Raw genomic sequence first — 20898 nt, forward strand, 5'->3', positions numbered from 1 at the left:
GCAGCAAGAATTTATCGCCACTTCGTCCGTATGTGTAGCCGATCACCGCAAAGAGTGCGGCGTATGTGTTTTTATCAAGCGCTGATCCGTCACAACGGAGAAAGCCCTCTGGCGTATTTGAGTTTGAACTGTATAAAAGGTAGCTTCCGACTGGTATAGCTTTTTGTAGCTCGGTTTTTAGAGCGAATTTATCATCGCTTTCGGTCTTAGAATAGCTATCTATTTTTTCATTTTTATTTAAAAAAGTCTGCTCGCACCACTCTTCACTGGCTATAACATGCCATATTTCTTTATTTTCACTAGGATTTTTATTTGTGTTTTGTGTTTTTGCCTGATAGAGCTTACCATTTAAAACACTAATGGCACCAGCAGGATACTCTAATGTAGAGTCCCAAGGGGTTATACCATTTTTATGTATAGTGCTAAATTTTTCATCTACTACTCTTTTTGCTTCATTTAAAAGGTCCATGATTTTTTTTGATGAAAATGTAGAAATTAATGTCTCTGTACTATCGTTTATTGTGCCGCTTTTTAAAACCTCTTCTATTTGAGCTTTTAAAGTATCAAATGTATTTATTATCTCGGTTATACCACTATATTTCCCATCAAAATCTTCTTTGCTGGCATCAAATGATGCCTTGTGTGCTACGATCGTTGCACTTATTTGTTCAATATCAGCCTTTATTTTTCTCAGCTCTTCAGGCTCTATTTTTTCAAGCCTTCTACTTACACCCAAAATTTCCTTACAAATTTGCGTAAATTCTTTATCCGCCATTTTTCACTCCCCTAAAATTTTCTTGCTCATTAGCCTATCAAGCGCTCTTAAATCCTCTCTATCGGTATGCTCGCCGTTTTGATAGGCGATAAATTGATATATAAATTTCCTATATCCAAGCTCATCGCTATTTAAATTTTTTTCCGGATGCTGCAAATTGTCATTTACTCCATAGACTATATTGGCCATGTAGTAATCAAGTCTTTTTATAAAATTCTCATCCCATGAATAGTAAGGATCTAGCGCATAATCTATTTTATAGGGCTTTAGCCAGCCCTTTATTCTAAGTGCTTCTGTTAAATCATATGAATTTTCATCAAAATTATTTAGCTCATATTCACATAAATTTTGTAGATAAAACTTGTTGTATTTTGCATAAAACTCAGCATGTGCTCTTTTTTTGGCCACTCCATAAATAAGTGCCTTTAAAAGCGATTCGTCAAGAAAATCAACCACATCTTTTTCATTTTTTGGTGTGTTAAATTTCCTCACAAAACGTCTTTTATCTATATGGTATTCGATATCAAAATTTCTATGATCTATCTCTATCATTTCAAGAGGCGTTACCGCACGCGATATATCTGCTGCTGTCTCTTCCACTAATGATTTTAATTCTCCAAAATCAGGGAGCTTTATATCTCCCCTTGTAGATACCTTCAAACGCTGCAAAAACGCCTCATAATTCATTTTTACACCTTTAGCTTTTTAAGCCATCCAAATGCCACAGGAGTACATACACGAAGTGTAAATTCGCTAATAATCTCTTTTTCTACAGCATCGTTGCTAGTTGGAAGCTCTCTAGTCATCATTGGACGCCAATTTACTTTAAAGATGTCATCAGCTCTAAAGGCAATGATCTCATTTTGATCTAAGAATGGATTTAACATAACCTTTACATCGCCGTAGCTAGTTCTAATGGCAAGTAGATCCTCTTCTAGGTATTTTTGTGTGATATTGGCTTGTTTTATCTTGTCGAGAATATCTAGCAGCCTATCATTTTGCTTATCATTTACCATTAAGAATTGATAAGGCCTACCTTTGCTCCAGCCGATTTTTAGCAGATCTCTAATCATTTGCATAGTTAAGTCTGTATTGTTTGCATCGATTGTATTATTTGCAGTAGAAAAACTTTTTAATCCACCACATTTTCCAACTACAGGAGAACCACCACTATTTACTCTTTGTACAGCTGTCTGAGAAGAAAGCAAAATTTTCTCTATGGACTTTTTATGTTCTACGGAAGCCATCTCGCCTTGATTAGCTAGAATGCCTCTGCCTGCTACATCTTTGGCCGGCTCTTGTGATCCAGAAACTCCGTATGTATTTTTAACTATTTGAAAATGATTGCTTAGAGTATTACCAACAAAATACTTGGCTGTTGCTTTAGCTCCACCTTCTGCGTGCGCATTAGCCGCGTCACCATCAGGCAACTCATCATAAAACCATTTATGTCCTACTGCCACGCTCGTGCTTCTATCTGCAGGTGCAGCCGTGCTTATTGCACTATAAAAAGGCGTAGATTGCCATCCTATTTGCTTTATAGTGTTTTCAAGCACTACACCCTTACTGCCAAAAGCCTCTTCAGCAGTTACTAATCCAGTTTTTATAGCCATTTTCTTTTACTCCTTAAAATAATCTCGCATATAAGGCCTGCTTCTCGCTATCGTTAGCCTCACCTTTATTAATCTTACCAATGAGCTCTTTTACGCTCACACCACCACCAGTCCCCCGTGCTATGTCAAATTCATCATCAACTTGCACTTGTGCCTTGCCATGGAAAAATTTTAGATAGACGTTTTCAATCCCCACCGGAGTCAGTAGTGCATCGCCTGTGCCAGGTTTTTTTTCATCCATCTCTAAAATTTTGTCTGTGACTTTTTGCATATCAAAGTCCGGATAACTCTTCCTAAAATCCGTCTCCATCTGCGAAAGTTGCGCAGCTTGGCGCATTCTTTGAAAATCCGCATACTCTTCTTTGTTGAGTTTTACTGAGTCATCAGGCTGCGGAGCAGCTGGTGCTTTAGTTTCTGCCTGCACCTGTGGTTTATCTGCGTTTTTTAAAGCAGTTTGGGCTTCTTGCGTCTGTGTTTCCTCTGCAGCCGCTAGTCCCTCCAAATCCTGGTCATAGATATCTGGCATTATTCATTACCTCCTAAATTTAAACCTTTCTGCGACTCATTTGTCTTAGGAGCACTATCGGTCTTATTTTTGTCCTCCTTTTTGGTCGCTTCTTTTAGCTTTTTATTCTCAGCTTCAAGTTTTTGAATTTTTTGTGATAAAGCTAGATTTTCGCCAGCTGAAGCACTTACATGATCTTGTAAGTTTGTACACTCTTCTTTAAAACGCTCTGCCTCACCTTTTGCCTCTAAAATTTCAGCCTTCAAGCGTTCAATTTCGTTTTTAGCCTTAGCTAGCTCTGGTGCGAGATCTTTTGTGCTAGATGCGATCTCTTTCAGCTCGATCTCGGCCGCCTCGTTTTGTGGCATCTCCTCCCACTCTTGCTCACCTATAATGCTCACGGCGGCAAAGCCATCCTCGCCCTTAGCCCTAACAACGACATCGCCGATACTTCCGCCGCTAATCTGCCCCTCTTCTTCGCCTTTTTTATAGACGCTAAGTCCGTTTGTAGCCAAATCGACGATAATACCAAGAACCTCGTATTTGTCCTTATATGCCATTTCTTCTCCTTTAAAATTTTTATTATTTTATTTGTCTGCATCCTAAAAAACGTAAAAATTTTTAAGTCATATCCTTTCAAATTCCGCCGTTTACTAAAGCTGTCATCTCCATATCTTCTTCACTAGGTTCATTTTTTATTTGTGCTTCTTCATCTTGAGTCACAGCCTCTGCTTGTGCCGCTTCTTGTGCCGCCATCATCTGTGCCATAGCCTGATCAACTTGTTCTATTGGCGCATTTTCACCAAGAATTAAAGTTAGTACTTCTTTTACGATTTCGCCCGTTATTTGCGGTGAGCTTATTTGATTTTGGGCTAGCACACCCAGCAAGCCGTTTAGTTGATTGATCTTTACTTCATTTGCTATCGTGGTGCCAAAATTTACAGAAACATCAAAATCTAATCGATTGGCTTTTCTTTCTACTAAAGTGCCGATCGCTTCTATAATGTTTTCGTCTTCGGTTACCTTTATAAATTCATCATCACTTACAAAACGGTAAAGTAGTTCCACAAAGTGCTGAGCATAGCTTGATAGCATTGTTTCAAGTAATGTTTGCATCATGCTTTCTATTCTCATTGAGCTAGCTGCATTTACAGTTTGTAACGCACCCATTGCACGTCGGTCACTTGGCCCAGTTTGCCCAGTCATTACGCTATTTACGCCAGTGGCTATCTCATACTCTTTGCTTAACATAGCGATCTCTTCGCTTAATTGATATGTTGGTGGCACCGGAAATGGCATTATTACATCGCTTACTCTAGTGCCCATATCAGTTTCTACTCTAATAACTTTTTTTCTGGCCATCACGTCGCTTACTGTCACGACACCTTTTGTTTTATCTACGATAAAGGATGGGTCTATTTGATTTTCAGTGATATCTATTTTTTGATTACGTTTGATGTTGTATTCTTCTTGGATTTCTTTGACGATTTCCGGCACGCACGAGCCGTATACGGCGTTTTCCTTTTCGCGCATGCTCTCCTCGACGCTAGGCATCGCATCCATGCAATATCCAAAATGAAATGGCAAAGTTGAAAATCTAGTCTCTCTGACTAAACAATCATTGGCAAAACTCTTTAATTCCCACATTTGGCGACCGTTTACATATATCTTTTTATAGATATCTTTCATTTGTACTCTTTGACTCCACTCTGTTTTAGAGCCTAAAATGCGATCCTTGTCTTTGCTTTTGTAAAATTTAGTTTTGATTTTTTCTTCAACTTGGCGTACTGATTGACGCCATTTGTAGCAGACGTATTCTATGTCGTTGATATCACTTGCATGCTTGTCAAATGCTAGATTAGTGATTGGAATAAAACGTGTGGCGATATCGCCTTGCTCTTTATCGTAGAATAAATGTACTATGCCAAGAGGTAGATAAAGTGCGCTCATGACAGCTTTGCTTAGGCCAACTCGGTGCTCTTTTTTCTTTCATCTATTTTTTAGCACAGCAGTAAGTGCGTTTTGTAAGATTAGATCATTATCACTTCTACGCCCAACACGAGTGATCTCTATTGGGCAGCGATCACTCATAAAGCTTGTTTTAAAAATCGCATGAATGATAAAAATGGTAGTTTTTATTAGGGGGATATATAGTTTAGAACGGCTTCTCTCAGAGTTTTTTCGTTTTGAAGTGCGGTTATCTTCACCCTCATACTCGGCACGAAATGCTCGCTCACACTCTAAAAATCTATTTTTATGTTGCTCAAGATCACTAAAAGCTCGCTCGATTAAATTTAAATCCTCATTCATAGACTACTCCGTTTTTTTACGTGTAGTCTATTTTATGAGTTTCCTAAAAAACGTATAAAAATTATTTAAGGATTAGTTTATCTGTGTTATGACTAGCTCGCCATATATTTAGCATCAATAACATACGACAATCTACTATCTTTTGTTTTAAAAATATGTTTGATAATTTCACACCCAGCTCTCTTCCTCTGCATATTCATCATAAATTTCATCGTAACTTTCGTCAAAAAATCGCCCTGCAATGTACTGTAAAATATAAGCTTCTGCATCCATGATATCATCACTCTTGCTTTCCGTCTCAGGATCAAACCCTAGCAGCTGTGCCTCAAGCTCATCTGTAGCGTTTAAACTTGCATTATGATAAATTTGTCTAGTGCGATAGTAGGGCTCTAAATTTGAGATACGTTTGTTCTTAGAGTTGCCACCATGGCTAAGCGGATCTATTGGCAAATTTACACCAGTTAGCTTTTGAATAGTGTCAATCGTGTAGAAAAAGTCATTTTGCATGCCAGCCTTTTCTATTCCGATACGCATTGGGCCAAATGTGAGATAAATTTCGATTACTCGCAAACTTCTCTCAAACGGCGTAAAGTATCCGCTTGTGATGTCGATGATAAAAAGCCTGTTTTGCCTATCTATCGCAAAGGTAACGTAGGCAGTCTGGTCCCTACCTTTCCCGCTTGATATGTCGGCCACGGTATAAATTTGACACTCTTTTAGCCAAATTTTCTCTCCGCTTTCTAGCTCTATTTTATTTGCTCGTCTGATTTTTAGCTCTTGTTTGTTTACCCCGTCGGTTACGGTCACGGTCGTAAAAGGTTCGTCCGCCCTATACTCCACTCCCTTAAAGTACCTGAAATATTCGCGCTTAAAGATGGCTTTTTGCGGATCTATCGCAGCACACATATACTCTTGATAAAATTCATTTGCTAGCCCTTTTGAAACTAGGGTGCTTTGTATCTTTTTGATTTTATCCATCGAAAAGCGAGACGGCCATGAACTGGCACCATTCCTGATGATAGGGATTTTTATGTAGGTCCAGTCCTGTTTGGCATCCATCTCTTCTGTGTTATTTACGATATTGTTTAGGATGCTATCTTCATGTAATATCGTACCAAGTATCACGGCCTTGCCACGCGTAGGATGCAGAGTAGGGAGCAAGTCCGCATAAAACCAACTGCGAAGCTTTTGTCGGTTTGCGTTTGAATCAATAGGGTATCTGCCGACCTTACTCTCCAAGTCGTCTATAATCAGCAACGTTGGGCGCATGTTGTCGATATTCATACCACGAGGATCTTGCCCGGCCGAGAGAGATACTACGTAGCATTTTTTCTCTATGCTTTTGCCGCCTTCATCCTTCATTCCTTGATTTATAATGACCTCAATAAATCCCTTATTCCAAGCCTTGCCACGAGCTATGGCATAGCCTTTAGCAGCTGCCTTGTCGATACTCCCTTTGATCGCTTCCAAAAATGCTGTCGCCTTATCCTCGTTGGCCGAAACAATCATAATAAAAGGTTCGGCAGCAAAATATAGGCGACTTAACACGTAAATTTTATTTAGTAAAGTAGTCTTACCAGCACCACGAAATACTGCTATAGCTTTATACTGACCTTCACCGTCAATAAAACGGATTATTTCTAAATGAAATTTAGGTGTCTTATTTTCAAAAATTTCAGGTTCGACATCTTTGGCAAATTTTAGATATAGTTCAGGAGATAGGTTCATTTATTATCCTTTTTTTAATTAAAAAGGGTAGATAATATTTTCCTAAATTTTATAAAGTTATACGATAAAAAAATAAACGGATATTTTTACGGATATTAAAAATAAAAAATCTTTCTAATATCCTCTATTATAGGTATCTTTATTTTAAATATGGTAGCCCTCGCTTCCACCATTTTTATCTAAAATACAAATAAAAATTTTATTAAATAGCTTAAATTAAAAAAGCTCTTCTGACTCAAAATAATTTTGTGAAATATTTCGCTCTTTTTCATTAGTATTTACATGAAGCACATAATAGCCTATCTGTGTGTTGCTAGCATCTATTAGTGGTACCACGCAAAAGTAGTGCGTTTTATAAACGTAAAATTCATATTCTTTAAAATTAATATCACGCAAAAAACCTACTATGTTTAAATTTGCACTGCTTAAATTTTCGATGTAATAATCATTTAAAATTTGATCACTTGGAATGCTTTTACGAGATGGCATCTTGTCTTTTGCCAAAAGAACAAATAGATCAATTCCTTGCTTTTTAAAATAATTTCCAAGTGAGTCAAAATTTAACAAAACCTCAATGTTACCAATAATTTTACCATCACGTATTACGTTTGAGACAGCCCTTATATGTGTTCCAGCATACCACGCCTCGATGCCAACCATGGGCTTGTTTTGATGCCTTGACTCTTGCACTAAAAACCTACTACTAGCGATCATATCGCCATATCTGTTTAGATCCCAACTCCTTACATAGCTTTTTAGATCTTTATCATAAATGTGAAGCTTAATGTTGTTATACATCGAAGCTGCGCCAAGGGTTTTGGTTAAATTTTCGATATTTTTTATACATTCATCGCGGCTTTGCCCTAGCAAGCACATTTGTATAGACTCATTTTGAGCAAGCAAGATAGAGATCGCCATTGATGAAAATTTCTCATCATCTATGCTTTTATTAAGCTGTTTTACCTGGTAATCAAAAAAGACTCGCATATTATTTTGCATCTTTTCAGCCATATAAGAGCTGTAAAGAAAGTAAAAAAGCCCTCCAAGCACTATAATAAAGATAAAAATGATATAGACATTAAAATATTTTTTATATTTATTCAAAACTAGCCCTTAACTTTTCTTCTAAAAATTTTGCAAATTTATCAAATTCTGGCAACGCAAGCTCGCTTTTTCTTTTTGGATTAGCCCAAACACTATCTGGAAAAAATGCGTCATCACTAAATCTAGCAATAACATGAATATGCACGTGTGGCACGTAGTTTCCGAAGCTTGCAATGTTTATTTTGGTTGGTTTATAAAACTCAAGCATCGCCTTTTCAGCTACTAGCATCGCTTCAAATAGCCTAGCCCTACTCGCTTCATCGCAATCGCTTAACTCACGAAATGGCTTAATGGTAAAAATTTTTATCCAAGGAAGTTCATTGTCTTCACGCTCGATTTTTATAAATTTATCTTCATAGATCATATTTGTTCCTATTTTTATACAAAATTTCTCTCTCTTAAAAGCGTGTAAAGCTTGATAGTTGAGATAAAAAATGTCACGATCGCTGGTCCAAGGATCACACCCCAAAACCCAAATGTCGTGATACCTGCAAGCATCGCAAAGAATATAAGAAGTTCATTTATCTTTGTTGGTATTTTAACCAGCTTCGAGTTTATAAATTTAATAACAAGTGGTTTTAAAAGCGTATCAGCTGCAAATGAGATCACTACGATCGTATAAATTGCGATAGTTATCGCTGCTGCTATGTTGCCATTTGCAAACTCATAAATGCTAATAGGCCCCCATGCCAAAATACCGCCAACAACTGGAATAAGCGAAGCAAAGCTAAAAAAGATACCAGTTAGCACGCCATCATAGCCGTAAAAGCTTGTGACAATAGCAAATAAAAAGCCTTGGATTATCATATTTGCAATGGTTGAATAAAAAACCACACTCATCACGTTACCAACCTCGCTTAAAATAGACTCTGTGTCATCTTGTTTTAGCGGAAGTGCATATTTTAGATAGCTGATTAGTTCATTGCCATAAAGATTACAAAAGAAGAAAAAGACCAAAATAATAATCATATCAACGCCAAATTTAAGGCTTAACTTGCCCAGACTTGCAAGATTTGTCGCAAGTTGAGAAAAAAGCATTTTAATATCAAGTCCGCCGATAAATTCTTTTATCTTTGGCTCTAAAAAATTTATCGACTCAGGCATCCTAAAATCATAATTTTTGATAAATTCGATAGTCTTTGTGACATTGTTTATATCAAAGCCAGCTGCGTATTTTGCGATCTCAACCACCGCATAAAGAAGTGGGGCGATAAATAAGCAAAGAAGCACCGATGTAGTAAGAGCCGATGAAAGCGTCTTGCGGTTTTTAGTGAGTGATAAAAACGCGATTTGGACATTTGAAACCGCGACAGCAAGCAGTGCAGCAATAAAAATATCAAGCAGATATGGTTTAAAAAGATAGACCACCAAAGCCAAAGCACAAAATACAAAAATTCCAAAAAATAGTCTATTGTTCATCTCGCTCCCTTAAAATGGGGTAATTATAGCAAATTTATTAAAGCTACTCATCGCTTCCCAAATTTGCTCAATCTCTTTGCCATCAAGCTTGCAAAGCTAGCAAGTGCGGCTAGGCTTTTGGCATTTTTAGCATGCTACTGGCGCTTAGTAAATTTAGATAAATTTATAGTTTTATGCAAAATTTCTAGCTCAAAAGCTCCTACAAATTTAGCCTTTTACGTGCACTGAAAATTTGCCCCGACGATCTCGCATTCATCACATATTTGAATATATATAGTTCCCTCGCCATCTACTAGACTTCCAAGAGGAATTTGTGCCAGATATTTCATGCTTTTGCTACATTTTGGACATTTTAAATACTCAGCATCTTGCTCCCACTGCGGATATCCACCAAGCAAAATTTCGCTATCTATCATATACGAGTAGTGAGCGCAAACCTCGCTGACTAGCTCGAAATTCTGCCCATCAAGCACCGCCACAGCATCTCTTAAATAGTCTTCACTATCACCCTCGCCCACTACCTCTGTTTGCACGCTATTGCCGTCATTTTGGCAAAAGTACTGCACCAAGCCCACGCATGTGGGGCAAAATTTAAGCACAGCGTCATTTTTAAGCTCTAGCCCAAATCGCTTTAGGCTCTCTTTTTTGATTGTAAATTCCAACATCTCGCCGTTACAAAATTTACATTTTTCATCATTTGCAGCTTTAAATTTAACGCTTGCCTCTGCGCTTTGGCTTGGCTCGCAGGCAAAACACCTATCAAAAACTAGGCTTCTTCTCTTACCACTCTCATCAAAGCTCCAGCCAGCAACCTGAGCGTATCCATCCATATCAACGTGAAGCTTTGCCTTCCAAGGCTTTGGCGCATTATAGAGCTTAAAAAATAGCTCCCTTACTACCTCATCGCCCTGCCAGGCAAGCGCGCAAAGGATGTGATTGATTTTTACCCTATTTTCAGCGCCATTTAGACTATTTATGAGCTCATCTCTCACGTCAGTTGGGGCGTTTTTATAAATTTCAAATGGATAGTATTCGCCCTGTTTGGTCACTTCTCTTATGATCTGCTCGTCGCAAATGCCGTGTAGGTAGAAAATATAGACAAGATCGCTATAAATTTCATCGTATTTGCCTATCTCGTCTGTGTGAGCTAGGACATTTTTTAGCTTTTGTTTGATCTCAGTCTTGCTTAAGCCTTGATAAAACTCCAGCTTCTCTTTTTGTCTGCAATCATAGCAGATCCCATCAAAGTAAATCGTCCTTTGCTCGCACTTAGGACAAAGATGTGGCTCGCCCATTTTTGCTCCAAATTTAAATTTTGCTACTCAAAAAGTCCTTTTTCGATGTCGATCTTGACATTAAAGGTCTCAAAGCACTTCGCACTTGCGATCCTGCCCTTTGCAGTGCGCTCGATAAAGCTATTTGCAAGCAGATATGGCTCGATGACGTCCTCCACCGTGCCCTCGTCCTCGCTAAGTGCCGCAGCGATCGTGCTAAGTCCCATAGGACGGCGCCTTGCTTGCATTAAAATTTCTAAATACCTAATATCCATCTCGTCAAATCCAAGCGAATTTACCCCAAGCGCATTAAGCCCCTCTTTTGCACGCTCGTGGCTGATGATTTGCTCGTCATTTACCTCGGCAAAATCGCGAATTCGCTTTAATAGTCTAAGAGCGATCCTAGGCGTTGCGCGTGAGCGTTTGGCGATCTCAAGTGAGGCGTTTTTGTCGCACTCTTTCCCAAGCTTAGCTGAGGCGATCTGTACGATACGGCTTAGCTCACTGCTTGTGTAAAACTGCAGCCTAAAGTCCATCCCAAAGCGGTCCCTTAAAGGCGCTGAGATCATGCCAGCACGCGTCGTTGCACCTATTAGCGTAAATTTTGGCAAGTCTATCTTGATAGTCTGGGCAGCCGGCCCTGAGCCTATGATAATGTCAAGCCTAAAGTCCTCCATCGCAGGGTAGAGCACCTCCTCGATAGCTGGGCTTAGACGGTGTATCTCGTCGATAAAAAGCACGTCGCCCTCTTGTAAATTTGTAAGGATCGCGGCTAGATCGCCACTCTTTTCTATCATTGGGGCCGCAGTCATTTTGATACTAACACCCATTTCATTTGCGATGATGTGAGCAAGTGTCGTTTTACCAAGTCCTGGAGGGCCGTAAAATAGCACGTGATCTAGGCACTCGTTTCGCTTTTTGGCTGCTTTTATAAAGACGTCTAAATTTTGTTTTATCTTTTCTTGGCCGATGTAGTCTTCAAATTTTGTCGGTCTAAGCGAGACTTCAAAGTCATTTTCAAAGCTTACTTTTTCGATTTCAACGATTCTATCCAAAGTTTTTCCTTCTAAATTTAAGGCTTCATTTTACGCTTTTATGCTTAATCTAAGCTCGTTTAAATTTATAGTAAAAGGTGCTGCCCTTGCCATAGATGCTATCAACGCCGTATATAATTTCATGTTTTTGGCAAATTTCACTTACGATATTTAGCCCAAGGCCAAAGCCGCCTTGGATTTCATCCTCTCTGACGTATCTTTTCCAGACCTTTTTAACGTCCTTTATCCCCTTGCCAAAGTCTTGCACGCTAAGATTGATGCGATCTGCTTCAAGCTCTAAATTTACTATTATCTTGCTCTCTTTTGGGCTGTATTTTATGGCGTTTGTGATGGTGTTATCGATGATGCGCTGAGCTTCGACCTTGCTTAGCATAGTAAATGCATCGCTTTCTAAATTTGTCTTTACCACGATATGCTTAACATCAGCCACGCTTGAGAGAAATTTCACTCGCTCTATTATGTATTCGCCCAAATTTAGGTGCTCAAGTGGGAATTTTATGTAGCCACGCTTTATGAAGTATTCGACATCTTCATAAGTTATTTGCATCTGTTTTAGGGCATTTTTGATACGGGTTATATACTTGTTTTCAAGTCCAAGCATCTCAAGGTTCATGCCAGCTACGCCAAGTGGAGTCTTTAGCTCGTGCATGGCGTCGTTAAAGAAGTTGTTCATATATTTTTGAAACTCTTTATAAGGCTTAACGCTACTTAGATATAAGAAATATACGATAAAAAGCACAGCCACAAGGATGACAAGGAGCATAAGTGCCGCTAGAAATATACTTTTTTCATTATCAAGCTCTTTTTCAACGACAATGTAATAAGGCGTTTTATCCTTTATAAAAAAGCTTTTATAAAACAAGAAGCCATTTTCTTCAAGTGTTACAAATTTAAAGTTGCTTGGCTGCTTGGCGAGATTTGAAATAATAGGATTAAAATTTACATCATAGATTGCAAATTTATACTTTAAAGAAGGAGTTATATTTTCATTTTTTAAAAACGAATTTTTGATAATAGTTTCATGCTTCATCGCACCAAAAAGAGCTTTTGAAGTACTATTTTTTTGGCTTAAATTTAAGATCACAAAGCTTTGAAAACAAAAGAGCGACATTATCACAAATGTCGCTATGATCTGGATCTTAAAGCTCTTGTGCATCTATCTTGTAGCCTATACGCCTCTTTGAAGTGATAAAGTCACTAGTTGTTTTGTTTCTTATCTTTAAAACATGCATTCTGATATCAGCGCCTTCTATCTCTTTATCATTCCAGACAAGATCTCTTAGCTCTTCCATGCTGACGTAAGAATTTAGATGCGAAACTAGACACTCAACAAGTGCAACTTCTTTTGCGCTAAGATCGACCATTTTGCCGTTTTTAAATAGCGCACGCTTGTTTAGATTAAAGCTAAACTCGTCATTGATCTTTACTATGTTTTTATCGTCAGTTCCATAGTATTTTCTCATAAGCTCAGTTACTCTAAATTTAAGCTCAGCAAGCTCAAATGGCTTTTTTAGGTATTCATTACAGCCAAGCTCGTAGCCAATCGCCATATCGCCTATATCAACTAAAGATGTTGTTATCATGATAGGAGCGTTTGGATTTAAACTCCTTATGTACTTGATAACCTCATGTCCATTTACGCCAGGGACTTTTATATCAAGTATAAAAAGATGATAGAAATTTTTCTCTATCAGATCACACGCCTCTTGGCCATCGCTCACTGCTGTAACTTCATAACCAAGCGTCTGCAAAAACTCACAGACGCTCTCTTGAAACCCTAAATCATCTTCTAAAAGCAAAATTTTCAAATCTCTCTCCTAAAAAATAAGTCTTATTAAGATTTAGCCCTATTGTAATATTTAATAGGTAAATTCAAAATTAAAATTATTTTTTAAGTATTAAATAAAAATTTGCCCCGCATAGACAATGTAACACCTTAGCAAAAAGACGCCACATATTACGAATAATGCGTTGATTACGGCAAATTCGCGTTTAAAATCATACACCTTTAAAACGCTTAAGTCTAAAATGATAGGCAAAGCCATACCAAAACCAATGACGCCAATATAAAACATTAGCCCAAGAGAATTTACGCTAAGTGCGTTTGCTACGCTCTCTGCACCACTTGTGCTTGCACTTTTTACAACCATAAAAAGAGCAACTATGAGCAAAAACTCGGCGATAATCGCAAAAAAATCAAATTTTAATAAATAGCGTGCAATATCGTTTTGCCTTTTTGCCTTATCTTTTAGCACGCCAACAAGTAACGTAAATGCACCAGCACAGCTCAAGCCTGATACTAAAAATAATACCGGCAAGACTGATGTATTCCAAAGTGCGATCTTGTGAGCTGCACTTAGCAAAAAGCCTGTATATGCACCAACGCCAATGCCTAGGATAAAAAGTAGAATTTCAAGTAGGCTTGAAAGCTTGCTAGCAAAATTTGCAACCACGTCAAAAAGAGAAATTTTAAGCAATGCAATCTCGTTTTGAAATGCACCAACTGCATATATAACGCTAAGAGGCGTATAAACTAAAAGCAGTGCAACACCTATTGACATGACTGAGTCAAAGTTGTAAAGCAAAAGTATCCAGTAAAAGCTAAGCGGCTTGCCAAGATCAAGCACCAAAAGAGCAAGTCCAAGAATGATCGCCGCTGGAGCGATAAGAGCAGCTGCTTTAAAGTAGTAATTCTCTTTGCCATATTTTTTTGAAATGAGCACAGCAACGATGCTAGCGCCCGCACTAAGTCCTGCTAAAAATAGATAAACGGCTATCGGCCAACCCCAGTAAATTTCAGAGTATTGAGCTAGGCTTCCTGACATGTTATTCATGGTGTGCTCCTTTTGTATTTGCGATCATCGCAAGTGAAGGTTTTGTATTTAGCTCCGCTTTTGGCAAGTAGTATTTGCTCTCTTTTAATTTCTTTGAAATTTTAGAATTTTCATCATTTACATCGCCAAAAGTTAGGGCATTTGTAGGGCAGACGCTAACGCAAGCTGGCTCTTTGCCCTCTTCTAGCCTACTCTCATAGCAAAATGTGCATTTGCCTATCTCGCCATTTGGCAAGACATAACGAGCGTCGTATGGACAGGCCAGGATGCAGTATTTGCAACTAACGCAAATTCTGTGATCAAGCAACGTCACGCCATCAGCTGTTTTAAAGCTAGCACCAGTTGGGCAAACCTCAACACAAGGTGCATCTTCGCACATAACACAGCTTTGACGCAAAAAGTCAGTCTTTAAATTTGGAAATGTCCCACTCATCTTTGCATGCACCTGCAAGCGGTAAAGTCCCCTTGGTACGTTGTTTGTACTTCTGCAAGCTACCGAGCAGCCTTGGCAGCCGATGCATAAATTTTCATCATGTATCATCATATATTTTTTCATTTTCTATCCTTACGCTTTACTTATGCTAACGCCAACATTTGTAACCATAGTCGCAGCTACTGGCCCTTCGGCTGGATCAAGAAGCACGCTTGTATTAAGCCCCACGTGATCTATGCTCTTAAGAGCTGGAGTGATATGCCCAAAGCCGTGATAGATAAAGAGTGTATCTTCTCTAATGCCCTCGGTCACCATGAGCTTGCCCTTTTGCTCGCCAAATTTATTTTTCACCACAACCATATCGCCATCACGTAAATTTTTACGTTTAGCTGTTTTTGGATTTATCCAGATAGGGCTATCACTCATAAGATCATGAAGCGACGGCACCGCCTGAGTATGTCCGTTGGTATGAATAGGTGTTTTGCCACAAGTTAGACAAAGATCATGTCCGTCAAATGTATCCATATCTTTATCGTTTAGCGCGCCATATCCTGCAAACTGCGCCTCAACATCAGGCAAAAATAGCTCTATCTTGCCACTTTTTGTTTTAAGCTTAGCCATATCATCCATTAGACCATTTTCGCCTACAAATTTAGAAGCAACTGGATATTTAGCGACAAATTTATCGATCATGCCTTTTTCTCTAAACAAAATTCCCGGCTCATCCCACGTGATAAAGCCATCTTTTTCCAGCGTAGCAAGTAAATTTACATCTCCGCCAGCTTGCTGCATCCTAAACTCACGTATGTCGTTCCAAGTGTAAAGCTCATCTATCTTCATGCGGCGTGCTAGCTCTCTAAAGATAAATGCCCCATCTTTTGTGTCGCCAACTGGATCAATAACTTTATTTCTTATCATATAAGCTGGCTTTAGACCTGACTTATCCTCTATGCCCTCGTCGCGCTCCAGGTAACTGCTCTCAGGCAAGATGACATCAGCAAAGGTCGCCATATCGTTTAGATAGACATCGCTCACTACGATGAGCTCAAGCTTCTTCATCGCCTCTATGCTCTTCATCGTCTCAGCCACATTTATGAGATGGTTAAAGCGGATATTAAACCAGCCTTTTATGGCGTAAGGCTTCTCGTTTAAGATAGCGTTATCTATATCCATCAAAACGCCATGTTTTCTGCTTACAAATTTATGCGTTCCAGCCTCACCAGCAAAGTCTAGTCTGGTAACTTTTGGCACTTTAAATTTCTCATCTGGATTTTTAAGAACTGGGAATTTATCCTCGCCAACTAGCTTGTTAAAGGTCTTTGCGTTTTTGCCACCAAAAAGACCACCTTTAACCTCCCAGTTGCCCATCATCGCATTTGCCACCATGATGGCTTTTGTCCTCATGTATTCGGCTCTTGTGGTGGTTGTCTTGTGACCAAAGTCGATGATAACTCTTGGAGCAGCTTTGTAAATTTCATCAGCGATGCGTCTAACATCACTTGCTTTTATGCCTGTGATCGCCTCTTGCCACTCAGGTGTTTTGCCCTCGACGCTCTTTACGATCTCATCAAAGCCAGTTGTAAATTTTTCTATAAATTCTTTATCGTAAGTACCATTTTGTATCCATGTATTTATGATAGCTAGCACAAAAGCTAGATCGGTACCAGGTCTAACTGGCAGCCACTCATCAGCTTTTGAAGCTACAACGCTAAATCTTGGCTCAAGCACAAGTAGCTTTGTATCCTTGCTAGCTGCAAATTTAGCAAGCTTTTTAGCATCAGCTATGACGATGCCCTCAAAGAGGTTGTGACCAAAATTTACAACGTATTTTGCATTTGCAAAGTCTCTTTTTAGCTTAGCGATGCCATACATCTGCTCGCAGACCATTTGATAGGTGATCGGACAGCATGAAAAGTGTGAAAAGCAGTTTGGCGAGCCATAAGCTGAGGCAAAATTTACCATTAGCTTGTGCGTTTACGAACTTTTACAGGTAAATACAAAGCTTTCAGGGCCATACTTTTGCTTGATATCAAGCATCTTTGAGGCTACATAGTCAAGCGCCTCGTCCCAGCTAACCTCACGCCATTTATTTTCGCCTCTCTCACCAACCCTGATCAAAGGCTTTTTGACTCTATTTTCGTCATAAAGCTGACTAAAACCAGAGCCACCTCTTGCACAAAGCGAAGTTGCCGTACCACCAGCTTTTGGATTACCGCTTAAGAAGCAAATTTTATTATCAACGACCTTTGCTTCGATGGGGCATCTTGAAGAGCACATCTCGCAAAAGCTACGGACGTACTTCTCATCTTGCTTTGTAGCATTTTCCAAAGCACCACCCGGTAAGGACGATGCAACCATACTAACTCCAGCACCGAATTTTAAAAATTCTCGTCTATTTAAGCTCATCTTTCTCCCTTTAAAAGATATTTGCCTTTAGTCATTCTAGTATTTAAAGTTGAAAATAAAATTAAATCTTACTTAATATTTATATTTAGATTTTTAGTTTTAAAAAATTGGTATGCTAATATCAAAATGAATAAAATTATAAAAATTATAATTTTAATTAATATAATTTTTAACGCGATCTTATAAAAATTTTAAATATAAAATTTTAATTAAGGATTTTGAATAGAAATTAAAAATTTTAAAGGGATTTAAAAAGCCGAGAGAGATCTCGGCTTAAGTTTGATTTAAAATACTTATAAAAGTATCGGAGCTATCAAAAATCCAAGTGCGACAGAAAAAGCAATAGCTAAAACGCCTGGAATAAAAAAGGAGTGGTTGAATATATATTTACCTATCCTAGTTGTTCCAGTATCATCCATTTGAACGGCTCCAAGAAGTGTCGGATATGTTGGTAGCACAAATAATGCTGAAACTGCAGCAAATGATGCAACTAAAATATATGCGTCACCGTTATTTGCAGCAGTTAAACCAAGTGCGGCTATAACTGTAGGAATAAGTGCCTTTGCGGTAGCAGCTTGAGAATAAAGAAGCATACTAGCAAAAAATAGCGCAACAGCAAGCATAAATGGATAGTCTTTAACAAAATCACCTGCAAAATTTTTGATCGCATCGGTGTGATTTACCACGAAAGTATCTCCAAGCCACGCTACACCTAGCACGCAGACGCACGCAGTCATACCACTTTTAAATGTAGCTGTATTAAATAGCTTATCGACTTTAACGCCACAAGTTAGTGTGATTAAAGTAGCGATAACTAGCATAAAGCTCATAATAGCATTATCTCTAGTTAATACCAACACCTTTGTAGGTTTATCTGGATCTTCTACATATTTTACATTAGTAGTTGAGTCAGTTTTGACTTTTATATCTTTTGCAACTAGTTCATTAAATTTATCTGGGCTTTTGGTCTCATAAATTTTTTCATAGCCTGTTACATAGCTTGGTTTTATCCAACCTACGTTTTTACTAATAGCAGTAGCATATAAAACGACAGAGATAACGCCAACTAAGAATATTAAAACAGATAGTTTAGCTCCTTTTGGAAGCTCTTTTTTCTCTTCAATTTTAACATCTTTGATTAGTCCTTCTTTAAGTCTTCTTTGATACTCTTTATCGCTACTTAGATCAAGATTATAAAATATATTTATAACAAGAGCTGTTAGCATACAACCAATAAAAGTTGTAGGTATCCAGATAGCTAATAGTAATGGATAGCTAATGCCAAGTCCGCCCAAGGCATGCTCACCAGCCATAAATACAACCGCTGCTGAAACCGGGCTTGCAGTAATAGCTATCTGACTAGCAACAACAGCTATACTAAGAGGCGCACTAGGCTTAATATTTTGCGTCTTTGCAACTTCGGTAATAACTGGAATCATAGAAAATGCTGTGTGTCCAGTACCGGCAAATACAGTTAGCAAGTAAGTGACAACTGGGGCTAAGAAATTTATGTATTTTGGATGTTTTCTTAGTATCCCTTCGGCTATTTGCACCAAATAATCAAGGCCACCAGCTACTTGCATCGCTGTAATAGCAGCTATAACGGACATAATGATTAAAATAACATCCCAAGGTATACTACCTGCTTTTAATCCAAGTCCTAAAGTTAAAACTACGACGCCAATACCACCAGCATAACCAATAGCCATACCGCCTAGTCTAACACCCAAGAATATCGCACCAAAGAGCACGATCAACTGTAATATCAATGAAATATCCATTGAAAACTCCTCTATTAAATTTTATAACTAAAATTTTTACTTAAGCGTGCCAGAATTTTGACACGCTTTTAATAATACTTTGCTTAAATTTTTACCTAACCATGCTTGGATTTAGCATATTTTTTGGCTCTAAAATTTTATCGATCTCTTCTTTGCTTAGATAGCCTCTCTCTAGGCAGATATCGCCAACTGCTTTACCAGTTTGCAAAGCTTCTTTAGCAATACTTGCTGATTTTTCGTAACCGATGTATGGGTTAAATGCTGTCACGATACCAACTGAGCCTAGAACTGATTTTAAGCAAGCTTCAGGATTTGCTGTTAGTTTTCTTACAGCTTTTTCAGCTAGTGTTTTCATTGCGTTTTCAAGGATAAATATAGAGTTAAATAACGCATAAGCGATGCCTGGCTCAAATGCATTTAGCTCAAATTCACCTCTTTCTGAGCAAAGCATGATAGTTACGTCGTTGCCGATTACTTCATAGCACGCTTCGCCTACAACCTCAGCGATAACTGGATTTACTTTGCCTGGCATGATAGAGCTGCCTGGTTGCATTTGCGGTAAATTTATCTCGCCAAGGCCGCATCTTGGACCTGAGTTCATTAAGCGAAGGTCATTTGCGATCTTGCTTAGGCGGACGGCAGCAGTTTTTAGTGCACCACTAACGTGGACAAAGTCTGCTGTATCTTGTGTAGCTGCGATGAAATCATCAGCTTTTTTGAAATCAACACCAGTGATATCTTTTAACTTTTTAACAACTACATTTTTATAATCAGGATGGCAGTTAATACCTGTACCAATCGCAGTTGCACCCATATTTAGATAAGTCATTGACTCACGTGCAGCTGTGATCTTTTCGATATCGCTTTTAATGTAGCTTGCAAATGCATTAAATGTATTTCCAAGCGTTGTAGGAACTGCATCTTCAAGCTCAGTTCTGCCCATTTTAATGATATCTTTAAAATCTTTTGCTTTTTTATCAAGTTCATCTTTTAGTAGATTCATCGCAGCAAGCAAATCAGTAAGTTTTGCGTAAGTTGCTACTTTTATTGAGCTTGGGTAAGTATCGTTTGTGCTTTGTCCAAGGTTTGTATGATCGTTTGGATGGATGTATTGATACTCGCCTTTTTTATGACCCATGCTCTCAAGTGCAATATTTGTAATAACCTCATTTGCATTCATGTTTGTACTTGTTCCAGCACCACCTTGAACCATATCAACCACAAATTGATCTAAAAACTCACCAGCTATTACTCTATCAGCGGCTTTTGCTAGAGTATCAGCGATCTTAGGATCTAAAACGCCAACCTCTTTATTTGCAAGTGCAGCTGCTTTTTTGATTTGTGCAAATGCTTTTACAAAGTATGGATACTCTTTTAAAGTTCTACCGCTCATATGAAAATTTTCGGTAGCTCTAAATGTTTGGATACCATAATAAAAATCGTCAGAGATTTCCAACTCACCTATAAAATCGTGTTCTTTTCTGGTTGCCATAACCATTCTCCTGTCTCTTATATTCATCTGTCGCTGCCGACGATACTCAGTGTGTCTCATCCGGATGTCACGCTGCCATCTAACATAAAAATGCGAACATCACGAGTATACACAACGCCATCTTCAATGTTAAACTACAGCTCAATAAAAACCGCTGATGACAAACATA

19 protein-coding genes and 1 pseudogene are annotated in these 20898 nt (G+C 38.4%); all 20 read right to left on the reverse strand.

Annotation, left to right across the window (positions count from 1 at the left end):
- Window positions 1–775, reverse strand: a 775-nt coding sequence (locus tag CVT13_RS09805; protein WP_199907297.1) for a tail fiber protein, incomplete at its 3' end; no start/stop codon positions are given.
- Between the two features lie 3 nt (window positions 776–778).
- Complete coding sequence (locus CVT13_RS09810; RefSeq protein WP_107812441.1) at window positions 779–1462, reverse strand: hypothetical protein; 684 nt, start codon at window positions 1460–1462, stop codon at window positions 779–781.
- Between the two features lie 2 nt (window positions 1463–1464).
- Window positions 1465–2388: a DUF5309 family protein gene (locus CVT13_RS09815; protein ID WP_072595176.1), complete on the reverse strand. Its 924-nt coding sequence runs from the start codon at window positions 2386–2388 to the stop codon at window positions 1465–1467.
- A gap of 13 nt (window positions 2389–2401) precedes the next feature.
- Window positions 2402–2890, reverse strand: a complete 489-nt coding sequence (locus CVT13_RS09820) for a hypothetical protein (RefSeq protein ID WP_159071120.1) — start codon at window positions 2888–2890, stop codon at window positions 2402–2404.
- Between the two features lie 23 nt (window positions 2891–2913).
- On the reverse strand, window positions 2914–3453 hold the full coding sequence (locus tag CVT13_RS09825; protein ID WP_107812443.1) for a hypothetical protein: 540 nt from the start codon (window positions 3451–3453) through the stop codon (window positions 2914–2916).
- Between the two features lie 76 nt (window positions 3454–3529).
- Window positions 3530–4843 (reverse strand): hypothetical protein, encoded by a 1314-nt coding sequence (locus tag CVT13_RS09830; RefSeq protein WP_107812444.1) that lies wholly within the window; start codon window positions 4841–4843, stop codon window positions 3530–3532.
- 39 nt (window positions 4844–4882) lie between these two features.
- Complete coding sequence (locus CVT13_RS09835; protein WP_107812445.1) at window positions 4883–5203, reverse strand: hypothetical protein; 321 nt, start codon at window positions 5201–5203, stop codon at window positions 4883–4885.
- A 168-nt stretch (window positions 5204–5371) separates the two neighbouring features.
- The gene (locus CVT13_RS09840; RefSeq protein WP_107812446.1) at window positions 5372–6931 is read right to left on the reverse strand and encodes a hypothetical protein; all 1560 of its coding nucleotides are present in this window, start codon (window positions 6929–6931) and stop codon (window positions 5372–5374) included.
- A gap of 216 nt (window positions 6932–7147) precedes the next feature.
- Window positions 7148–8035: a cache domain-containing protein gene (locus CVT13_RS09845; protein WP_107696437.1), complete on the reverse strand. Its 888-nt coding sequence runs from the start codon at window positions 8033–8035 to the stop codon at window positions 7148–7150.
- Window positions 8028–8399, reverse strand: a complete 372-nt coding sequence (locus CVT13_RS09850) for an HIT family protein (protein WP_107812447.1) — start codon at window positions 8397–8399, stop codon at window positions 8028–8030. The genes CVT13_RS09845 and CVT13_RS09850 overlap by 8 nt, the downstream gene beginning before the upstream one ends.
- A gap of 14 nt (window positions 8400–8413) precedes the next feature.
- Window positions 8414–9454: an AI-2E family transporter gene (locus CVT13_RS09855; protein WP_054196945.1), complete on the reverse strand. Its 1041-nt coding sequence runs from the start codon at window positions 9452–9454 to the stop codon at window positions 8414–8416.
- A 215-nt stretch (window positions 9455–9669) separates the two neighbouring features.
- On the reverse strand, window positions 9670–10749 hold the full coding sequence (locus tag CVT13_RS09860) for a cytochrome C (protein WP_107812448.1): 1080 nt from the start codon (window positions 10747–10749) through the stop codon (window positions 9670–9672).
- Window positions 10750–10772: 23 nt separating this feature from the next.
- The gene (ruvB, locus tag CVT13_RS09865; RefSeq protein WP_107788561.1) at window positions 10773–11783 is read right to left on the reverse strand and encodes a Holliday junction branch migration DNA helicase RuvB; all 1011 of its coding nucleotides are present in this window, start codon (window positions 11781–11783) and stop codon (window positions 10773–10775) included.
- Window positions 11784–11832: 49 nt separating this feature from the next.
- The gene (locus tag CVT13_RS09870; RefSeq protein ID WP_107812449.1) at window positions 11833–12939 is read right to left on the reverse strand and encodes a sensor histidine kinase; all 1107 of its coding nucleotides are present in this window, start codon (window positions 12937–12939) and stop codon (window positions 11833–11835) included.
- Window positions 12923–13591 (reverse strand): response regulator transcription factor, encoded by a 669-nt coding sequence (locus tag CVT13_RS09875; protein ID WP_021091644.1) that lies wholly within the window; start codon window positions 13589–13591, stop codon window positions 12923–12925. The genes CVT13_RS09870 and CVT13_RS09875 overlap by 17 nt, the downstream gene beginning before the upstream one ends.
- Before the next feature lie 90 nt (window positions 13592–13681).
- The gene (nrfD, locus tag CVT13_RS09880) at window positions 13682–14617 is read right to left on the reverse strand and encodes an NrfD/PsrC family molybdoenzyme membrane anchor subunit (RefSeq protein ID WP_107812450.1); all 936 of its coding nucleotides are present in this window, start codon (window positions 14615–14617) and stop codon (window positions 13682–13684) included.
- Window positions 14610–15173, reverse strand: a complete 564-nt coding sequence (locus tag CVT13_RS09885; protein ID WP_021091584.1) for a 4Fe-4S dicluster domain-containing protein — start codon at window positions 15171–15173, stop codon at window positions 14610–14612. Before CVT13_RS09885 ends, nrfD begins: the two co-directional genes overlap by 8 nt.
- Window positions 15174–15182: 9 nt before the next feature.
- Window positions 15183–17456 (reverse strand): annotated as a pseudogene (gene phsA, locus CVT13_RS09890) (thiosulfate reductase PhsA).
- A gap of 293 nt (window positions 17457–17749) precedes the next feature.
- Window positions 17750–19237: an anaerobic C4-dicarboxylate transporter gene (locus CVT13_RS09895; protein ID WP_054196953.1), complete on the reverse strand. Its 1488-nt coding sequence runs from the start codon at window positions 19235–19237 to the stop codon at window positions 17750–17752.
- Window positions 19238–19328: 91 nt separating this feature from the next.
- Entirely contained in the window at window positions 19329–20729 is a 1401-nt protein-coding gene (locus tag CVT13_RS09900; protein WP_072595163.1) for an aspartate ammonia-lyase, read from the reverse strand.
- Between the last annotated feature and the right edge of the window lie 169 nt (window positions 20730–20898).

It is taken from the genome of Campylobacter concisus, from assembly GCF_003049085.1.
In the GTDB taxonomy this organism is placed as follows: Bacteria; Campylobacterota; Campylobacteria; order Campylobacterales; family Campylobacteraceae; genus Campylobacter_A; species Campylobacter_A concisus_H.